The sequence below is a fragment of the Winogradskyella luteola genome (assembly GCF_019203985.1).
Classification (GTDB): Bacteria; Bacteroidota; Bacteroidia; order Flavobacteriales; family Flavobacteriaceae; genus Winogradskyella; species Winogradskyella luteola.
The window spans coordinates 1-19481 of the sequence record NZ_JAGSPD010000005.1 but is presented as its reverse complement, the minus strand read 5'-3'; the positions used below and the strand labels follow the sequence as shown (position 1 = coordinate 19481).

General features: G+C 34.9%; 14 protein-coding genes. 8 read left to right on the top strand and 6 right to left on the bottom strand.

Annotated features, from left to right (window positions below):
• Positions 1–39: 39 nt before the first annotated feature.
• From KCG49_RS07195 to KCG49_RS07185, 3 genes are all read right to left on the bottom strand, one after another.
• Positions 40–906 carry a DUF58 domain-containing protein gene (locus KCG49_RS07195; RefSeq protein WP_218545518.1) on the bottom strand — a complete coding sequence of 289 codons (867 nt, stop codon included), beginning with the start codon at positions 904–906 and terminating at the stop codon, positions 40–42.
• A gap of 159 nt (positions 907–1065) precedes the next feature.
• Positions 1066–2067 (bottom strand): AAA family ATPase, encoded by a 1002-nt coding sequence (locus KCG49_RS07190; RefSeq protein WP_218545517.1) that lies wholly within the window; start codon positions 2065–2067, stop codon positions 1066–1068.
• A 158-nt stretch (positions 2068–2225) separates the two neighbouring features.
• Positions 2226–2795 (bottom strand): DUF4382 domain-containing protein, encoded by a 570-nt coding sequence (locus KCG49_RS07185; RefSeq protein WP_218545516.1) that lies wholly within the window; start codon positions 2793–2795, stop codon positions 2226–2228.
• 104 nt (positions 2796–2899) lie between these two features.
• Between KCG49_RS07185 and KCG49_RS07180 the strand changes: the two genes are divergently transcribed.
• The 4 genes from KCG49_RS07180 (at position 2900) to KCG49_RS07165 (ending at position 6390) form a co-directional block, all read left to right on the top strand.
• Positions 2900–3763 (top strand): aldo/keto reductase, encoded by an 864-nt coding sequence (locus tag KCG49_RS07180; protein ID WP_369680351.1) that lies wholly within the window; start codon positions 2900–2902, stop codon positions 3761–3763.
• An 84-nt stretch (positions 3764–3847) separates the two neighbouring features.
• The gene (locus KCG49_RS07175; RefSeq protein WP_218545515.1) at positions 3848–4600 is read left to right on the top strand and encodes an SDR family NAD(P)-dependent oxidoreductase; all 753 of its coding nucleotides are present in this window, start codon (positions 3848–3850) and stop codon (positions 4598–4600) included.
• A complete protein-coding gene (locus KCG49_RS07170; RefSeq protein ID WP_256259906.1) occupies positions 4597–5226 on the top strand; it encodes an HD domain-containing protein in 630 nt (209 codons plus the stop codon). Before KCG49_RS07175 ends, KCG49_RS07170 begins: the two co-directional genes overlap by 4 nt.
• A 30-nt stretch (positions 5227–5256) precedes the next feature.
• Positions 5257–6390, top strand: a complete 1134-nt coding sequence (locus tag KCG49_RS07165; protein WP_218545514.1) for an ATP-binding protein — start codon at positions 5257–5259, stop codon at positions 6388–6390.
• Between the two features lie 208 nt (positions 6391–6598).
• Here the strand turns inward: KCG49_RS07165 and KCG49_RS07160 are convergent, their stop codons facing one another.
• The 3 genes from KCG49_RS07160 to amaB form a co-directional block, all read right to left on the bottom strand.
• A complete protein-coding gene (locus tag KCG49_RS07160) occupies positions 6599–7786 on the bottom strand; it encodes a DUF1501 domain-containing protein (RefSeq protein ID WP_218545513.1) in 1188 nt (395 codons plus the stop codon).
• A gap of 2 nt (positions 7787–7788) precedes the next feature.
• On the bottom strand, positions 7789–9162 hold the full coding sequence (locus KCG49_RS07155) for a DUF1800 domain-containing protein (protein WP_218545512.1): 1374 nt from the start codon (positions 9160–9162) through the stop codon (positions 7789–7791).
• Positions 9163–9363: 201 nt separating this feature from the next.
• A complete protein-coding gene (amaB, locus tag KCG49_RS07150; RefSeq protein WP_218545511.1) occupies positions 9364–10917 on the bottom strand; it encodes an L-piperidine-6-carboxylate dehydrogenase in 1554 nt (517 codons plus the stop codon).
• Positions 10918–11038: 121 nt separating this feature from the next.
• On the opposite strand from amaB, the gene KCG49_RS07145 reads away from it, so the two are divergent.
• The 4 genes from KCG49_RS07145 (at position 11039) to KCG49_RS07130 (ending at position 19463) form a co-directional block, all read left to right on the top strand.
• Positions 11039–12151 (top strand): isoaspartyl peptidase/L-asparaginase family protein, encoded by a 1113-nt coding sequence (locus KCG49_RS07145; protein WP_218545510.1) that lies wholly within the window; start codon positions 11039–11041, stop codon positions 12149–12151.
• Positions 12152–12279: 128 nt separating this feature from the next.
• A complete protein-coding gene (locus KCG49_RS07140; RefSeq protein ID WP_218545509.1) occupies positions 12280–17868 on the top strand; it encodes an alpha-2-macroglobulin family protein in 5589 nt (1862 codons plus the stop codon).
• A 300-nt stretch (positions 17869–18168) separates the two neighbouring features.
• Entirely contained in the window at positions 18169–19023 is an 855-nt protein-coding gene (locus KCG49_RS07135; protein WP_218545508.1) for an SH3 domain-containing protein, read from the top strand.
• A gap of 104 nt (positions 19024–19127) precedes the next feature.
• Entirely contained in the window at positions 19128–19463 is a 336-nt protein-coding gene (locus tag KCG49_RS07130) for an antibiotic biosynthesis monooxygenase family protein (protein WP_218545507.1), read from the top strand.
• Positions 19464–19481: the final 18 nt, after the last annotated feature.

The window sequence follows — 19481 nt, the reverse complement described above, 5'->3', positions numbered from 1 at the left end:
AAAACTTACTTTACAATTTACACTTACATTTTACATTCATCATCCTCTTCGTTTAAAATAGCCCAACAGCTTTTTAACGTAGCTTTCGTCCACACGGCAATCTATAGTACCTGCACCCGATTTGGTAAAACTATCTTTAAAATAATCGACTTTATCATTATAAAATTTACCATAATTCTGTCTCACTTTTTTTGAAGCCGTATTTACCAATAATAGCTCACCCGTTTCTTCATCTTCCATTTGCACCATTCCTACATTGGGAATTGTCTCCTCGTGTTTATCATATATTCTTATACCCGTAATGTCATGTCTTCCCGAAGCTATTTTTAAGGTCTGTTTATAGTCGTCTGCTATGAAATCGGAAAGTACAAACACAATGGCTTTCTTTTTCATCACATTAGATAAAAACTTAAGTGCTTGAGCTATATCTGTGTTTTTGCTTTTAGGCTTAAACTCTAGTAATTCTCTAATAATTCTCAATACATGCGAGCGTCCTTTTTTTGGCGGTATGTAAAGTTCAATATCATCAGAAAATAAGATTAGCCCTATCTTATCATTATTTTGGGTTGCAGAAAAGGCAAGGGTCGCAGCAATTTCTGTAACAATTTCGTCCTTAAATTGATTTTTGGTTCCGAAGAGTTTACTGCCAGACACATCAGCCATGAGCATCATGGTGAGTTCGCGCTCTTCTTCAAAGACTTTTACGTAAGGTTCATTATAACGTGCGGTAACATTCCAGTCAATATTTCTAACATCATCACCAAACTGATATTGACGAACTTCGGAAAAGGTCATACCACGCCCCTTGAAAGTCGAGTGGTATTCTCCTCCAAAAATATGATCAGACAAACGACGTGTCTTAATCTCTATTTTTCGTACTTTTTTTAGAAGTTCTTTGGTATCCATTGTTTCAGTTAACAGTTGGCAGTCTCAGTTTTCAGTAGGCATTATTCAGTAAACAGTTTTCAGTCGCAGTATTCCGTTTTTTGCGATTATAGATTTAAACTTTAGTATTCCGTTTTTAGTGAGCAGCTATTAAGTGTGACTGAATACTGAAAACTCTTTTTAAGGGACTTCGATTTCGTTTACAATCTTATTGATAATATCTTCTGAAGTGACATTTTCCGCTTCGGCCTCGTAAGTAATACCTATTCTGTGGCGCAATACATCGTGCACAACAGCTCTAACATCTTCAGGGATGACATAGCCTCTTCGCTTAATAAAGGCATAACATTTTGCAGCTGTTGCCAAGTTGATGCTTCCACGTGGTGAAGCCCCAAATGAAATTAAGGCTTTTAAATCCCCTAGCTTATATTTCTCAGGATAACGTGTCGCGAAAATTATATCTAGAATATATTTTTCGATTTTCTCATCCATGTATACTTCTCTAACAGCCTTTTGTGCACTTAGAATTTGCTTTATAGACACCACCGGATTTACTTTTTCGTATGCTCCTTTTAAGTTGGCTCTAACAATAAGTTGCTCTTCGTCGATCTTTGGATAGTCAATAACTGTTTTTAGCATAAAACGGTCTATCTGAGCTTCAGGTAAAGGATACGTTCCTTCTTGCTCAACAGGATTTTGGGTTGCCATTACCAAGAATGGTTTGTCTAAGATAAAAGTTTCATCACCTATGGTAACCTGCTTTTCTTGCATGGCTTCCAATAAAGCAGATTGTACTTTGGCCGGTGCTCTGTTAATCTCATCTGCCAAAACGAAGTTAGCAAAGATTGGACCTTTTTTAATGGTAAAGTCGTTCTCTTTAATATTGTATATTAATGTACCAACAACATCTGCTGGTAATAAATCTGGTGTAAACTGAATTCTGCTAAAACTAGCATCAATAGCTTGGGATAAGGTATTAATTGCCAAGGTCTTTGCTAGACCAGGAACACCTTCCAATAAAATATGACCTTGCCCAAGCAAGCCTATCAATAAGCGTTCTACCATATGCCTTTGTCCAACGATAACCTTATTCATTTCTAAGGTTAAAAGATCGACAAATGCACTTTCCTTTTCTATCTTTTCATTAATTGATTTAATGTCAATTGTACTCGTTTCTTCCATAAGTTATAGGGTTTAAAAGCAAAACCGTTATTAGTGTTTTTTCCGAAGTGCAAAATGTTAAAATTATTCGGTAGTTGCTGTTAACAATTGGTTAAAAAATAAGGGCAAAACTATTATTGTATTGCCCTTTTTTTGTGATTAATTATGGATTAGGATAATTAATATTCAAATTGTCGTATTGCGGTATATAATTTTGGATTTAAAACCATCATGTTTTGGTCTTCATTAAAATGAATGGATTCATCGATATCCATATCTATTACAAACTCATAAGTCTTGTTTGCCAAAAGCTCTGTCTTTATTAAATTTGATGGTGTAGCATTGCCTAAATCTGATATGTCCAAACTCATAAGCAATCCGTTAACATCCATAAAATTATTGTCTCCGAGCACTAATCGTATCTCATGGATAAAAGTTGATTCAATCTTTATATGATCTACCAGTAATAATGAAGATTCCTCATTTAAATGGCATGCGTTGTATGTGCCTTGGTTGATTGTATTTAAGCTTATCCAAGCATTTGGTGAGTTTTCGTCTTCTTTTACTTTAAACTGAACATCTTCTATATCTATAAATACCTTATCGAGCTGACCTATTGTACTTTTTAATTTTACTGTAATATTAGTAGTGTCGTCAGAATTACTGATGTCCTCTTTGGTACAACTAGCAAAAGAAACAGAAAAAATGAGTATATAAATTAGAGCTCTTGTAGTTTGTAAATGTTTCATGATTTGGGTTATGGAATAATTACATAACAAGAATACACTATTCATTATGTTTTGAGTATTTTTATACACCAATTGCAGAAAAACCGATATAAACTGAAAAAAAAGTGACATATTCTCGATTAATTGCAGGTACTATGACCTGGGGAAGCTGGGGCAAACAACTCTCAAAAAAAGAAATGGTCGCTTTAATGCACCATTGTATTTCCAATAATATCACAACCTTTGACCATGCCGATATTTATGGTGCTTATACCACGGAAGCCGATTTCGGAAAGGCTTTTACAGAATCTGGAATAAAGCGCAAAGATATGCAACTGATTTCTAAATGTGGTATTCAGTATTTATGCGATAACAGAGCTAACAAAGTAAAGCATTACGATTACAGTAAAGATTATATTATTTGGTCCGTTGAAGCGTCCTTAAAAAATCTTGAAACTGAATACTTGGATTTGTTGCTTTTGCACAGACCAAGTCCCTTAATGGTGGCTGAAGAAATTGCTGAAGCCATAACCGTTTTAAAAAAGCAAGGGAAAATTAGGGACTTTGGTGTATCTAACTTTACACCATCTCAAATGGAGATGATTGGTTTGCGTATGGACATAGATGTGAACCAAATTGAATTTTCATTGACGCAGCATTCTGCCATGCACGATGGTATCTTAGATTATATGAAAACTTGTGGTATTAAGCCTATGGCATGGTCGCCTTTGGGTTCAGTTTTTAGGGAAGATAACGAACAAACCAGACGTATTCATAAACAGCTTGGCGAACTTATGGATAAATATAAGGCTACTGAAGACCAGTTGCTATTATCTTGGATATTAAAGCATCCAGCTGGAATTCATCCCGTGGTTGGTACGACAAATACAACACGACTGACCCAAGCCATGGAAGCCTCAAAAATTGAGCTTGAACTAGAGGATTGGTTTCTGATTTTAGTGGCTAGCCAAGGACATAAAGTGCCTTGATTGTCATCCCTGCAAAGGCAGGAATCCACTTATTATAGATGGAATGAAAAATAAAATTTCTGCCTTTGCAGAAATGACAGAACTATGAAAAAAACAGCATTAATAACTGGCGCAACAAGCGGAATAGGTAGAGCCACTGCTCACGAGTTTGCCAAACACGGTATCAATTTGGTGTTATGTGGCCGAAGGCAGAAACGCTTAGATAGTATTGAAAAGGTATTATCTAAACAAACACATGTACACACTTTAAATTTTGATGTACGAGATAGAGAAAAAACTTTAGAAGCTATTGCATCATTACCGAAAGACTTTCAAGATATAGATATACTGATTAATAATGCTGGAAATGCGCATGGATTAGATCCGATACAAACTGGAAATCTCGATGATTGGGATGCCATGATGGATATCAATGTAAAAGGATTACTCTATGTGAGTAAAGCTGTAATTCCGGGAATGACAGAGCGACAATCCGGACATATCATTAATATTGGCTCATCGGCAGGCAAAGAAGTTTATCCTAAAGGTAATGTGTATTGTGCCAGCAAGCATGCGGTTTTGGCCATTACTGAAGGCATGCGAATTGATCTTAATCCATTCGGGATAAAAGTTTCTGCAATTAACCCTGGGTTGGTAGAAACCGAATTTTCCGAAGTACGTTTTAAAGGCGATAATGTGGCAGATAATGTTTACAAAGGCTACAAAGCTTTGCAGGCTGAGGATGTTGCTGAGGTCATTCATTTTGCAGTATCCAGACCAGCTCATGTAAATATTGCTGATGTATTAGTGTTTTGTACAGCTCAGGCTAGTTCTACTATTGTTAAGAAATCTCAATGATTACTGAACTAAAATCTCAATGGTTTTATTTATCTTCAAAATATACAGAAGAACAGACTAGCATGATTTTACTTTGGGATGATATTTTAAAACATTATTCTGATAAAAATAGACACTACCATAATCTTTCGCATATCCAAAGTATGCTTTTACAAGCTGAGGAATTTAAAAGTCATATTGAAGATTATGATGCTTTGGTTTTTGCAATTTGGTACCATGATATTATTTATAAATCCACTAAAAAAGATAATGAAGAAAAAAGTGCTCTTTTTGCTCAGAAAACTATCAAAACTCTAAATTTTGAAGAAAAAAGGCTAAAAAGTATTCAAAACTTAATTATTTCGACCAAAAAGCATAAAGTTATCTTAAACAGAAACAAAGACAATGCCTATCTTTTAGATTTTGATTTATCTATTCTTGGAAGGGAATGGAATATCTATGAAAATTACACTAAGCAAATTAGAAGAGAATATAAAATCTATCCTAATTTTATATATAAATCAGGTCGAAAAAAAGTACTTCAGCATTTTTTAGAATGCAAAACATTGTACTTTACAGAAGCTTATAAAATGAAATATGAAAATCAGGCTAGAGAGAACTTAAAAAAAGAAATTGAACAGCTTTAAGCAATTCTTGCTTATGCAAGAATGAGAACTATGATTAACAAACGTCTACTCATAAAAAACCTCTTAGCTCATAACGATGAGAACAGTTTTTATGATAAAAAACGAAAAGTAGACATTAGCCATAAAGAGGGAAAGGCTAAATTCTTAAAGCATATTTGTGCACTCTCCAATAGCAATCCCAAAAACAACTCGTATATCGTCATTGGTGTAGAGGACGAGGATAACAAAATTATTGGAGTCGATTTTTTTGACGACAGTAAAATTCAAAACCTCATTAATGCCTATTTAACCAATCCACCAATTGTACAGTACGAAAATATTCCCTTTCCACATTTGCCAGACGATAAAGTGGTCGGTTTAGTAACTATTAGATCTAACGAAGATATTACGGCATTAAGAAAAAACATCTGGAAATATTATGGCGGTTCCGTTTTCTTTAGAGATGGAAGCATGAGCATGCCTAAGGTTTTTGATATTGAAATTAAAGATGTTAACTCAGAAATAGTCTCGGCCATTGAAAATCATGCTCAGAACAATATTCAATTGACGCTTGATGGTGTATTTGACTTTATGAATAAGCGAAAAGATTTTAATCCACAATACAAAGTCTTTAAGGAATATTTTGTACTCTGTTGGTCTGGTGACAAAAAGCACTTAAAGGATGAAATATTTTATTCTCGCGTGGATATTGAACTGATTAATGAGCAAGTGCGTTTGTTTTATTCGGCATTAGACGAAGTTGCTATTTTCTATGATGATGATTCTTTCAAGATTGTAGAATATGTTAGACTTGGACTTCAGCAGTCTTATAAATATTATAAACTTGAAGAAAAAACCATTCGTTTTGATAATAACGTTAACTACTCTATTGAAGCTAATTTGGTTTTTGAACCACCGCAATACGATAAAAAAGTATTGCATCATATTTATAATACCAATAATGCCATTCTCGAAAAGCTTGAAAAAGGTATAATGTTGGGAAATCACGAATTGGGGGATTTAGAAAACTTGGCGGCTAGTTATTTAATTTGCTATCTCAACGGCTTTGAAGATGCTTTGCCTAAATTAGATTATGCAAAAGCTTATGTTAAAAAGTACAGTTCTGAGCTTTATCAGTCTTACAAGGAAACTATTAGGATTTTACGAAAGGTAAAGTATAATTAGTTCGTCGGAATTTGAGCAGATTTAATCCATATTATTTGCATCTTATCGAGGTGCTTTTAAAAATACTACTGATTATACATTTTTTTCGACCATTCATCAAAAAAATTAAAGGACAAACAAAAATTACTTGCATCTTTGGTGTGCTATTAATCAATTATATAACCTTGTTTTGACTGCCTGAGGTAGTTCTGAAACAAGGTTTTTTTGTCTATATAAAGTTAAGCTTTGTGAAGCTGTTGTTTAAAATAGTAGTATCATCAGCCTTTAGCCAATGATTTAAAATTGTGGCATAAATTGTTCTAAAATCAATCTCATATTTTAAGTCGCCATTTTTGTCTAAATCACTTAAGCTTGCTAGATTATTATAGAAACCGGATTGCTTTAAATTTTTGCCAATTACAAAAATATTGTTGGCGGCACCATGATCCGTTCCATTGGCTGCATTTTGTTTGACGCGTCTTCCAAACTCTGAAAAGGTTAAAATTAAAGTATCTTCAAACCGTTGGTTTTGCTTTAAATCCTTTACAAATGCCAACACACTTTCTGCATATTGCTTTAATAATTTAGCTTGCTTATTTTGTTGATTTGCATGCGTATCGAAACCACCCAGTGAGGTATAAAATACTTTTGTATCTAAGTCTGAATTTATAAACTGAGCCACATTTTTAAGCTGCTTTGCAAATTTATTTTGCGGATAGTCTTGTTGTGATGACTTTATTTTGGTGGTCTCATAAATATACTTAGCTGACGATTTGGCTTCAATCATGGTTTGATATAGATAGCCTAAATTATGCTCACTTAAATGTGCATCGTTATAATGGTTAAGTACACTTTTAAAAAAAGGGTCTTTAGCGGTCTTATAAAGTACTTTATAATTATCAGTGGCAATACCATTAAAACGCTCTCCTTTCATGGCTAAGCTTAACTGCTCGTCCATCTCAATGGCATTATAGGGTTTTTTACCATACTTATCCAAGTAACGTCCTAACCAACCACTTTGTAAATACTCATCAGAACTACTTGCTGTTTGCCATATATCCATTGACCTGAAATGCGAGCGCACAGGATTTGGATAACCAACATTATTGATGATGGATAATTCACCATTATCAAACAAAGAGCGAAGTGGTCCTAAACTTGGATGAAACCCTAAATTATCATTTAGTTTTATAATATCTTTTGTAATGGCCAACCGCGGTCTTGAATTAAAATAGATGTCATTGTTATGGGGAATTATGGTATTTAGACCATCGTTTCCACCTGCCAACTGAACAATAACCAATCGCTTATAGCCAAACCCTTCTGTGGTTGTTGACTCGAAAGCCTTTACAAAACTGGGCACAAAAAGCAGGCTACTTGCCAATGCCGAATTTTTTATAAATTTTCTTCTATCCATAATTAGCACATTTGGTATTCTGGCAACGACATTAACTGCACACAAAAGTCACGCTTAGATGCTTTATTTAGTGTCTTTAAATAAGCTGTGGTTCCATTGTTAATAGTTCCTTGAATGATAATATCTGTAAGTGCTTCCGTTTTAACGGACTTAAAATCGTTTAGAAACATATCCCAATCTGGTACAGTTTTAAAAGGGAGCTTTCTTTTACTTCTCTTAAAATATTGTTCTTTGAATTTATCATTAAAATCACCATATCCTTTAAGAGAGATTAAAGCATTGTTCAATAAAAGTGATGGCAGTTTTAGCCTTACCATAATAGTATTGGCATCTATCCATGCTCTGTTGCCTTTCCATCCAGCTACATTTGGTGGGTCTAATAACATTTGTCCCAATAATCTCTGAATAGCCAATAGGTCTTTTTTTCTTTCAAATATTACAGGAACGGTTGTAACCATACCAACCAAAAATTCGATAGGCGATTTTATTTTTGCACCAATATTAGCTTCGTCATAAAACCAATTAGACATAAATACGAAACGCATCAATTTTTCAATATTATAATCTTTATAGAAAACATCTGCCATGTCTTCGATATGTATTTTATTTGGAGTAGGATTTACAAAGTAGCAATAGACCTTCTCTGATATGAATCTTGCACATTGTTTGTTATCAAGTATCCTATCAATAATAGCATCTCCATCATATTTACTTGTTTTGCCAAAAAATGTTTTGAAATCGTAATCGTGCTGAAATTCTCTAAATACAAATTCTCCTTTAAAATTATGGTTGTATCCTGTAAAAGCACGCGCACTTTCTTTAATATCTTCTTCGGTATAATGTCCTTCCCCTAAAGTGAAAAGTTCCATCAACTCACGTGCAAAATTCTCGTTTGGTTTACGCTTTCTGTTTTGCTTTCCGTTTAAATATTTTAGCATTGCCGCTTCCTTGGAAATGGCTTTTACAAAAGCTCTAAAATCACCTAAAGCATATGCTCTAAGTGTATTGTTGTATTGTTGTGAATGTTTTGGGTTTCGATCTCTACACACAAAATGATTGGCCCAAAATAGAGTCATACGTTCTCGCAATAATTCTCTTGGGTGCATCAACCGATCAATCCATGCATAATTAAGATCTAGTATGCTTTTCCTGTTTTTTTTACTGATTTCCTTCGCCAATGAAGGATATTTTTTAAGATCTTTTGGGACAACACCATTAAGATATGATAGATCTATGTTTAAATTATCCGTGTTTTTAGAACCTTCAAAAATGGCATCAACAACTTGTTTTCTGTTATTGCTGCTAGACATTAGTTGTTTTGGTTTTATGCCAAAACCTGCACGCCAATATAAATGTTGAAGTTCTTTTGGTGTCATGTAGATTAGACTTAGAATGTGTGTAATGGTTTAATTACCACAATAACTATTCCGAAGCTATGATTCTAAAATATAGGTAATTAAAAAACCGCTCCTAGTTTAGGAACGGTTTTTATTTTTACTTATTTCAAAATACGTATTTTCTATTCTAAAGATTTATTATAATTAATATTAAGATATCTTTTCTCTTCATAACACTAACTACAAATCAAACTTAATGCCTTGTGCTAAAGGTAATTCATCAGAATAGTTTATAGTATTGGTTTGTCTGCGCATATAAATTTTCCAAGAATCGGATCCAGACTCACGTCCACCACCTGTTTCTTTCTCACCACCAAAAGCACCACCAATCTCAGCACCGGATGTACCGATATTTACATTGGCAATTCCACAGTCGGAGCCAGCATAAGACAAGAATTTTTCAGCTTCTTTCATTTCGTTGGTCATAATTGCAGACGATAAACCTTGAGCAACCCCGTTTTGTATAGCAATGGCATTTTCAACCTCGCCAGAATATGTCATTAAGTACAAGACAGGTGCAAAAGTTTCGTGTTGTACAATTTCAAAATGGTTTTCAGCTTCAATAATTGCTGGCTTAACATAACAACCACTTTCGTAACCTTCGCCTTCTAAAACACCACCTTCTACCAATACATTTCCGCCTTCAGCTTTTGCCTTTTCAATGGCGGCTAAATACGTATTTACAGCATCTTTATCAATTAATGGCCCGATATGATTTTTTTCATCCAAAGGATTACCAATGGTTAATTGGCCATAAGCGCCAACAATCGCGTCGCGTACTTTATCGTAAACAGATTCGTGAATAATTAAACGACGTGTACTTGTACAACGTTGACCACAAGTACCTACAGCACCAAAAACAGCTCCGGGAACTACTACTTTTAAATCTGCAGATGGTGTAATAATGATGGCGTTATTACCACCTAATTCTAATAATGATTTCCCAAAGCGTTCAGCAACCGTAGCACCAACAATACGTCCCATTCTTGTAGAACCTGTTGCAGAGACTAAAGGAATTCTAGAATCTGTTGTTATAAATTCTCCTACTTTATAATCTCCATTAACGATACAAGAAATACCTTCAGGATAGTTGTTGTCTTTTAAAATATCAGCAATAATATTTTGGCATGCTATTGAGCATAAAGGTGCTTTTTCTGAAGCTTTCCACACACAAACATCGCCACAAATCCAGGCTAAGGCTGTGTTCCAAGACCAAACAGCAACCGGAAAGTTAAATGCTGAGATAATCCCAACCACACCAATTGGGTGCCATTGCTCTCTCATAACATGTCCTGGGCGTTCAGAAGGAATAGTTTGTCCGTTTAATTGTCGCGATAAACCAACTGCAAAATCGCAAATGTCTATCATCTCTTGCACTTCACCATAACCTTCTTGCAAAGATTTACCCATTTCGTAAGATACAAGCTTCCCAAGTGGTTCTTTTAAATCTCTTAATTTATTTCCAAATTGGCGAACGATTTCCCCACGTTGAGGTGCAGGTACATCTCTCCAAGTTAAAAATGCCTTAGTCGCAGCATCCATTACTTTGTCGTAATCTGCTCTTGTTGTTGTCTTTACTTCTCCAATTAATTGCCCATCTACTGGTGAATAGGATTCGATGATTTCACCGTTTGAAAAATTATTAGAGCCTGTTGAAGTTCCATCATTTATAGCCTTTACACCTAATTGTTGTAACGCTTCTTTTATTCCGAAATCGGTAGCAACTGCTTCCATATATGCTTATTTTTTATGAATTATTAAATTTCGATGCGAAGTTACTAATAAAAACTCAGTTTTACTTGAAGCTTGAACTCTAAAAAATGTAACTTTAAAGCACTTATAAATCTAATTCGTCATGAAGAAAATTATTCCTTTTATTGTAATATTATTCTTACTTTTAGCCTGTAGTGAATTACTTCCAAATCCAGATGATAATCCTGAGAATATAAAAAGAACAGATAAGACTAACTCAGAAAAACTAGATGAGCTTAATAGAGACTCAAAACCAGAATTCGCTATTATTATCCACGGTGGAGCAGGTACAATTCTCAAGAAGCATATGACACCAGAAAAAGAAGCGGCTTACAAGGCGAAATTAGAAGAAGCCATAAAAGTAGGGTATGAGATTTTAAAAAATGGAGGCACAAGTTTAGATGCTGTTACCAGAACGATTAACGTTATGGAAGATTCACCTTTGTTTAATGCTGGCAAAGGCGCAGTTTTTACGAATGCTGAGACTAATGAGCTAGATGCATCAATTATGGACGGAAAAACGTTAAATGCTGGTGCATCTGCCGGTACAACAACGGTTAGAAATCCCATAAATTTAGCAAGAGCTGTGATGGAAAAATCTAAGCACGTGATGCTCTCTGGTAAAGGTGCTGAAGCTTTTGCTAAAGAGCAAGGTCTAACCATTGTTGAGCCTTTATATTTTCATACAGATAGGCGTTTAGAATCCCTTAAGTGTGTTAAAGAAAGGGAAGCAAAAAAGGAAGGTAAAATAGATACAGAATCTGCATATTTAGATTTCTATGATGCCGATATTAAGAATTCTAAATTCGGAACAGTAGGTTGTGCTGCATTGGATAAAAACGGAAATCTTGCAGCAGGAACTTCTACTGGTGGTATGACAAATAAACGTTACGGTAGAGTAGGAGACGCACCGATTATAGGTTCTGGTACCTATGCCAATAATACCACATGTGCTGTATCTAGTACTGGTTGGGGTGAATATTTTATTAGAGCCCAAGTAGCACACGATATTTCTGCCTTGATGGATTATAAAGGATTAAGCTTAAAAGAAGCTGCTAAAATAGTTTTAGGTAAAGTTGCAGATTTAGGTGGTGATGGTGGTGTTGTAGCTGTAGATAAAAGCGGTAATATGGTTGCAGAATTTAATACTGCTGGTATGTATAGAGCGATGATGAACGATAAAGGAGAGCTGACTATTGGTATTTACAATCAGTAATCAATAACTTTAAGAACAATTTAACAACAACCCAAAGTCTAAACACTAAAAAACCACCGTACTTATTTAACAAGAAAGCACTTACCTTCTTTCTAAATCGAAGTTTTACCACTAAATCCATCAGCACAATGCAGATCAAAAAGCACCTTGCCTTCCTAGCACTCATCGTAATTGTAATTTCATGTAAAAAAAAGCCAGTAGAAACGGATAATATCTTTAAGTATAGAGATTACATAAGTTATACAACCTCAGGAGTAATTTCGGTAACATCGCCAATTAGAATAAATCTTGCTAGTGAAGTTGAAGGTTGGGAAGCAGAGCAAGAGTTAGATACGGATTTAATTGAAACACAACCTCATATACAAGGGGCATTAAGAGCACTTAATAAACATACTCTACTTTTTACACCAGACGAACCTTTAGAGCCAGCAAAAGCTTATGGGGTTACCGTAAAATTGGGTGACATCTATAAAAATATCCCTAAAGAATTTGCAAACTACACCTTTGAGTTTAAAACCATCACACCGAGTTTTAACATCATGACCAACAATTTGCAATCTTATAGTAAAGAATGGCAATACGTATTGGGTCAATTACGCTCTTCGGATGTAATTACTTTAGAAGATGCTAAAAAAGTAGTATCAGCGAAACAGAACAAAAAAAACCTAAATATTGTTTGGCTAGAAGTGCCAGAACCTTCAAAATATTTTGAATTTAAAATAGACAGTATTAAGCGCAATATAGAGGATATCAAGATTGATATTGCTTGGGATGGTAAAGCTATTAAAGCTGAAAATAAAGGAGAGAACTTTATCACCATTCCTGGTAAAAACAACTTCAGTATTGTAGAAACTAATGTCATCCAAAACCCAGAGCAATACTTATCTATTAATTTTTCAGACCCATTAAAAAAGCAACAGAATTTTGCAGGTTTGGTAACAATTCAAAATGTGAAAAACCCAAGATATATTGTTGATGGAAATGTTCTCAAAGTCTATCCAGATAAAAAATTAGTTGGCGATATTAGGGTCGATGTGTTTACGGGCATTAAAAATACTGACGGTTTTAAACTTAAAAATCCATTTGCGCAAACCTTAACATTCGAAGAACTAAAACCACAAGTGCGTTTGATAAGTAATGGTTCAATTCTTCCCAATTCAAAGGATTTAAAATTCAATTTTGAAGCTGTTAATCTCAGCAAAGTTGATGTTAGGATTATTAAACTTTTTGAAGATAATGTACTTCAATTTTTACAGACCAATAATCTTAACAGCAATAATCAAAATGCCATTAGAAATGTAGGACGCAGAATTGCTAAAGAAACCATTACATTAATACAAGATGACACACAAAATACAGGCAAATGGAAAGCTTACAGTATTGATTTGTCTAAATATTTAAAAGCAGATCCAGGTGCTATTTACAGAGTGGAAGTAAGTTATAAACAAGATTATTCTTTATACGATTGTACATCAAAATCTGAAACTACTGAAGTCGAAGAAGACGATTATTATGACGACTACTATGATGATTATTACGAGGAAGATTTCTATGCTTTAGAGGATATTTCTGATGAAGAAGCCGAACTCAGAGAAGAACGCTATTGGGATAATTTGACTTACCGTTACAGAAACACCAATTATAGATATCGAGACCGAAACAATCCATGCACAGAGTCATACTTTAACTATGGTAATAAAACGGTTTCACTCAACTTAATTGGTTCTAATCTAGGGGTCATTGCAAAGCAAGGTAATGATAATACTTACTTCTTGGCAGTCACCAATATTCTATCCACTAATCCAGAAGCAAATGCAGAAGTCGCACTATATAATTACCAGCAACAAGAACTGGCTAAAGGCAACACCAACAGTGACGGAATCATAGAATTAGATGCTAAAAAACGTGCTGCTTTCGCCATTGTTTCAAAAGGAAAAAATGTGAGCTACGTTAAGCTTTTTGATGGCAATTCCTTGTCATTGAGTAAGTTTGATGTGTCGGGCAGTAGATTACAACGTGGACTTAAAGGTTACATCTATGGAGAGCGTGGAGTCTGGCGACCGGGAGATAGTTTGTTCTTAACTTTTATACTTAATGACAAAGCCAATAAATTACCAAAACGTCACCCCGTAAAACTAGAAATCACAGATCCTGTCGGAAAGCTGGTTTACAGAAAAGTATCCGTAGACAATATCAATAATTTCTATGATTTTAAAGTGCCAACCTCACCAGATTATAAAACAGGAAACTACAACGCCAAGGTATCTGTTGGTGGAGCTAAATTCAGTAAAAACTTAAAGATTGAAACGGTTAAGCCGAATCGACTAAAAATTAAAATTGATTTTAAAGATAAGGTCTTAACTAACAACAAACCATTGCAAGGTGACTTAAACGTAGCCTGGTTACACGGAGCACCGGCAAAAAATTTAAAAGCCGAAATAAAAGCGAAATTCACAACGTCGAATACGAGTTTTGAAGGCTATAAAAACTATGTGTTCAATGATCCAACTAAAAAATTCAGTACAGAAGAAACCAATGTTTTTGAGGATAATTTAGATGCCAATGGAAATGCTAAAGTCAATACTAAATTAAACATCGGGAAGAATGCGCCAGGTATGTTAAAAGCACAATTCTTGGTAAGAGCATTTGAAAACGGAGGTGATTTTTCACTCGATGCATTTACGATGCCTTATGCACCTTATGAGAGTTTTGTTGGGCTGCAATCACCCAAAGGCAATAATTACGGGTCTTTTTTTACAGACGAAAATCACACCTTTGATATTGCTACAGTTACTGCTGAAGGCAAACCTATTCAACGCAATAACTTAGAGGTAAAAGTCTACAGAATTGAATGGCGTTGGTGGTGGAATTCCTCCTATGATAATTTGGCTAGTTACGTATCTAGCAACTATCATAGACCTGTAAAACACTATTCTATAAATACAGATGCAAACGGAAAAGCGAGTTTTAAAGTCAACATTCCTGAAAATGATAGAGGTCGTTATTTAATTAGAGTGGTAGACCCTGTTAGTGGCCACGCAACAGGTCGCACAGCCTATTTCTATAAAAATTGGTGGTCTAACTCACCATCAGGAGATAAAGAAGCAGCTAAAATGTTAATCTTTTCAACAGACAAAGACAACTATAATGTTGGTGATACGGCTAAACTCACGTTCCCTTCTGGTAGCGAAGGTAGGGCATTAGTGAGTATTGAAAACGGCACTGAAGTTTTGCAGCACCAATGGGTAAAAACCAAACCAGGTGAAACGACTATTGATGTTCCTGTTACAGCAGAAATGGCTCCAAACGTGTTCATCAATATTTCATTATTGCAACCACACGCTATTACATCCAATGATTTGCCAATTCGTTTGTATGGTATTATTCCTATGATGGTCGAAAATCCTGCCACAAAGTTAGAACCGCAAATCAACATGCCTAATGTTATAAAACCTGAGCAATCTTACGAGATAAAAGTTTCAGAAAAGAATAAAAAAACCATGACTTACACCATTGCTGTGGTTGAAGAAGGTTTGTTAGACCTAACACGTTTTAAAACCCCAAATGCATGGAACAGTTTCTATGCTCGCGAAGCTTTGGGAGTAAAAACTTGGGATGTTTTCGATGATGTTATCGGAGCCTATTCTGGTAGTATCGATCAAGTATTTGCTATTGGTGGTGATGGTGCAGCTGCAAAAGGCAAAAACAAAAAAGCAAATCGCTTTAAACCAGTAGTCACGTATTTGGGACCGTTTTTATTAAAAGAGGGACAAACCAAAACGCACAAACTAAAAATGCCAAATTATGTTGGTGCTGTTAGAGCAATGGTCATCGCAGGTGACAATACTACTGAAGCTTATGGTAGCGCAGAAAAATCAGTACAGGTTAAAAAACCATTAATGGTCTTGGCAACTTTGCCACGTAAGTTAAGTCCTGGAGAAAAAGTAACGCTTCCTGTCACTGTTTTTGCGATGGAAAAGAAGGTGAAAAACGTCAATCTTTCTGTTAATCTTAGTGACGGTATTACCATAAAAGGAAACAAAACACAATCACTACAATTCAGTAAACCCGATGAAAAAATGATCTATTTTGAATTGGATGTTACCAAAGCAAAAGGCATTAATACCATCGAAGTTGTGGCTACAGGGAATGGAGAGAAATCAACCTATAAAGTAGAGATCGATGTAGAAAATCCAAATCCAATGACCTCTCGTGTAATTGATAAAGAATTGCAGGCCAATGGCAATCAAACTATTGACTTTTCAACTTTTGGAGTTCAGGGAAGTAATTCTGCAACAATAGAATTTTCAACTTTGCCACCAATGGATTTCTCAAAACGTATGGCATATTTAATTCGTTATCCACATGGTTGTGTGGAGCAAACAACGTCTAGTGTATTTCCACAATTGTACTTAGCCGATGTTTTTGATCTAGCTGAACAAAAGAAAAAGCAGGTGCAACGTAATATTGAAAATGGTATTAGACGATTAGGACGTTTTCAAAATGCCACTGGTGGATTGGGCTATTGGATGGGAGAGAGTTCTGCCAATGATTGGGGAACCAGTTATGCAGGTCATTTTATGATTGAAGCTGAGAAAAAAGGGTATGTTCTACCACTCGCCTTTAAAAACAATTGGATTAACTACCAAAGACAAGCCGCTCGCAATTGGAGACCAAGCTATAGAAATTATCACAGTGATTTTGCTCAAGCATACCGTTTATACACATTGGCTTTAGCTGGAAGTCCAGATTTAGCGAGCATGAACCGATTAAGAGAATTCGAAGAGATTTCAAATGATGCCAAATGGAGATTGGCTGCGGCTTATGCTTTAGCAGGACAAAAAGAAGCAAGTGAAGCTATTTCTAAATCTGCAAATATTGATTTTGAATCAGATAAAAAAGATAACTACACCTACGGTTCTACCCATAGAAATAGAGCCATGGCATTAGAAACGATGTTGCTTATAAATCATACTAAAAAGACAGATTTAGCAAAAAGCATTGCTAAATCCTTATCTAGTGATACATGGATGAGTACCCAAACTACAGCTTACAGTTTGTTGGCCATTGGTAAAATGATTACTCAAAATGGTGGTAAAGATTTAAAAGTTACGTACAGTATCAATGGAAAAACAGAAACTATTGACACTCAAAATGGTATAGCACAGCGTAACATTCCGATCAATGATGGATCAAACCAAATGACGATTTCAAATGGAAAAGATAACCTGGTTTATGTTCGTATTCTCAACTCAGGGAAATTAAAATTAGGAGAAGAATTGGCAGAGCAACGAGGTTTTTCAATTTCAACAGTTTATAAAGATTTACAAGGCAACAAAATTGATGTGACCAAACTGCAGCAAGGTCAGGATTTTGTAGCAACGGTCAGTATTTCAAACTTAACTAGAGATTATGTAAGTGATGTCGCATTAACCCAAATTTTCCCATCAGGGTGGGATATTGTAAATACACGTTTTACGGACTTTGGGGAGACAACAGTAAGTCAAGCGCGATTTACAGATATACGAGATGACCGTGTTAATTTCTATTTTGATATGAGTAGAAAAGGAAAATATGGTACCAAAACCTTTACAGTAATGTTGAATGCATCATACTTAGGTACCTATTATTTACCTGGATCACAAGCTGAAGCTATGTACGATAATGATGACTATTTGGTAAGACATAAAGGCGAATGGGTAACTGTTGAAAAGTAACTGGAGGAGACCTATAAGATTAAAAAAGACCCTGCAGGATAACAAAACAAACGTCAGTTCGAGTAATTCTGATTTTTTTTCGTCAGAATTTTATCAAGAACATTTAAGCAAATGATGTTTCTTGTTTCTCGATACAATTTTTAGCCCTTGAAAGCTTGAAATTTACTCGAAATGACAAAACTAAAAAAGAACTAATAGATATTGAAAACAAGTTCTGTATAAACTAAATACTTGTCGGTCGACAGGCAAGAATCCTAAGAAAACAAACCGCTAAAATGTTTAACTTAAAAACAAGAAATTATGAACTATTTAAAAATGATTTTAGCGATCGGATTCATGTGCAATCTAGCAGTATTAACTGCACAACAAGAAGAAGCTTATGTAGCTGCAGAAAGTGGTTTGTCTCTTAGAGATCAACCAGACATTAGTGCCAAAATGCTAAGTAAACTAGTCTATGGTGAAGCCATTGGGATTATTGAAAAAACAAATAAAAAACTTGTGGTATTGGATGGTGGAGAGAAAGTAAGTGGTGAATGGGTAAAGGTAGAAACCAGAAACCATATCGGTTATGTTTTCAATGGGTATTTATCACCAAACAAAATCGCCAGAACAATTAGGCTAAATCTAGACAAGGTAAAAGTTGAGGTTAAAAATATAGCGACAAGTGATTATAAAAGAACGCACGATTTAAAAAGTGAAGATAAGGCGACAATCAACGTTGATGCAAGTGATTCACCTGAAGGTAAAAATATAGTGCTAGTTGATAACGATTACAAGCATGTGAGTTTGTTTCAACGTTATGAAAATAGTTTTTCATTTATGAGCTCTGATGTTAAATGTAACACCAACGAATGGAAGCAGTTTGACACCGAGTGGAAACCGTTGAAGCAATTAAAAACCAATACGTTTGAAACCTCAACTTACACAGAAAGGGATTGGATTAATTTTATTGAAACAGCGACAAAGGATTTAAAAGATGACGTTGTAGATAAATGTGGCGAAGATTGGTTAGCTTATGTAAAGACTATTGAAAATGTAAAAGATTTTCCTGTTAGTGTCTCTACAAATCGTGTTTTTATTAAATTTATATTGACGGATTTTGAAGATAATGTCACAGAAAAAATTATTGAATTTAAAATACCTAAACGTTCATGAATAATATTAATTTGACCTACAAGGTTTTTGAACACCTTGTAGGTTTTATTTAAAACTAACCAATACCCAAAAGGGTTAGATAACCCTTACAGTATAGAAAGTATATGAAAGAAAATGTTCCTTATTACGCTGTAATATTCACATCAACACAAACAGAAGAGACCGAAGGCTATACTGAAATGGCCAACAAAATGGAAGCCTTGGCTAAACAGCAAAAAGGTTATTTAGACATTGATAGTGCGAGAAATAATACTTCGACTGCGCTCAGTGCTAGTCTAGGTATTACAGTAAGTTATTGGGAAAGTTTAGAAGCCATTAAAAACTGGAAAGCAAATACAGAACATTTGTTCGCCCAGCAAAAAGGACGCGAACAATGGTACAACTGGTACAATGTAAGAATCTGTAAAGTAGAACGAGAATATGAGTTTAAATTAGATTAGCGCTTTAAAGTAAAATGT

Excerpts from the sequence above, each read along its gene's own strand:
- KCG49_RS07195 (WP_218545518.1), bottom strand. The coding sequence starts at position 906 with ATGGATACCAAAGAACTTCTAAAAAAAGTACGAAAAATAGAGATTAAG.
- KCG49_RS07190 (WP_218545517.1), bottom strand. The coding sequence starts at position 2,067 with ATGGAAGAAACGAGTACAATTGACATTAAATCAATTAATGAAAAGATA.
- KCG49_RS07185 (WP_218545516.1), bottom strand. The coding sequence starts at position 2,795 with ATGAAACATTTACAAACTACAAGAGCTCTAATTTATATACTCATTTTT.
- KCG49_RS07175 (WP_218545515.1), top strand. The coding sequence starts at position 3,848 with ATGAAAAAAACAGCATTAATAACTGGCGCAACAAGCGGAATAGGTAGA.
- KCG49_RS07170 (WP_256259906.1), top strand. The coding sequence starts at position 4,597 with ATGATTACTGAACTAAAATCTCAATGGTTTTATTTATCTTCAAAATAT.
- KCG49_RS07165 (WP_218545514.1), top strand. The coding sequence starts at position 5,257 with ATGATTAACAAACGTCTACTCATAAAAAACCTCTTAGCTCATAACGAT.
- KCG49_RS07160 (WP_218545513.1), bottom strand. The coding sequence starts at position 7,786 with ATGGATAGAAGAAAATTTATAAAAAATTCGGCATTGGCAAGTAGCCTG.
- KCG49_RS07155 (WP_218545512.1), bottom strand. The coding sequence starts at position 9,162 with ATGACACCAAAAGAACTTCAACATTTATATTGGCGTGCAGGTTTTGGC.
- amaB (WP_218545511.1), bottom strand. The coding sequence starts at position 10,917 with ATGGAAGCAGTTGCTACCGATTTCGGAATAAAAGAAGCGTTACAACAA.
- KCG49_RS07145 (WP_218545510.1), top strand. The coding sequence starts at position 11,039 with ATGAAGAAAATTATTCCTTTTATTGTAATATTATTCTTACTTTTAGCC.
- KCG49_RS07140 (WP_218545509.1), top strand. The coding sequence starts at position 12,280 with ATGCAGATCAAAAAGCACCTTGCCTTCCTAGCACTCATCGTAATTGTA.
- KCG49_RS07135 (WP_218545508.1), top strand. The coding sequence starts at position 18,169 with ATGAACTATTTAAAAATGATTTTAGCGATCGGATTCATGTGCAATCTA.
- KCG49_RS07130 (WP_218545507.1), top strand. The coding sequence starts at position 19,128 with ATGAAAGAAAATGTTCCTTATTACGCTGTAATATTCACATCAACACAA.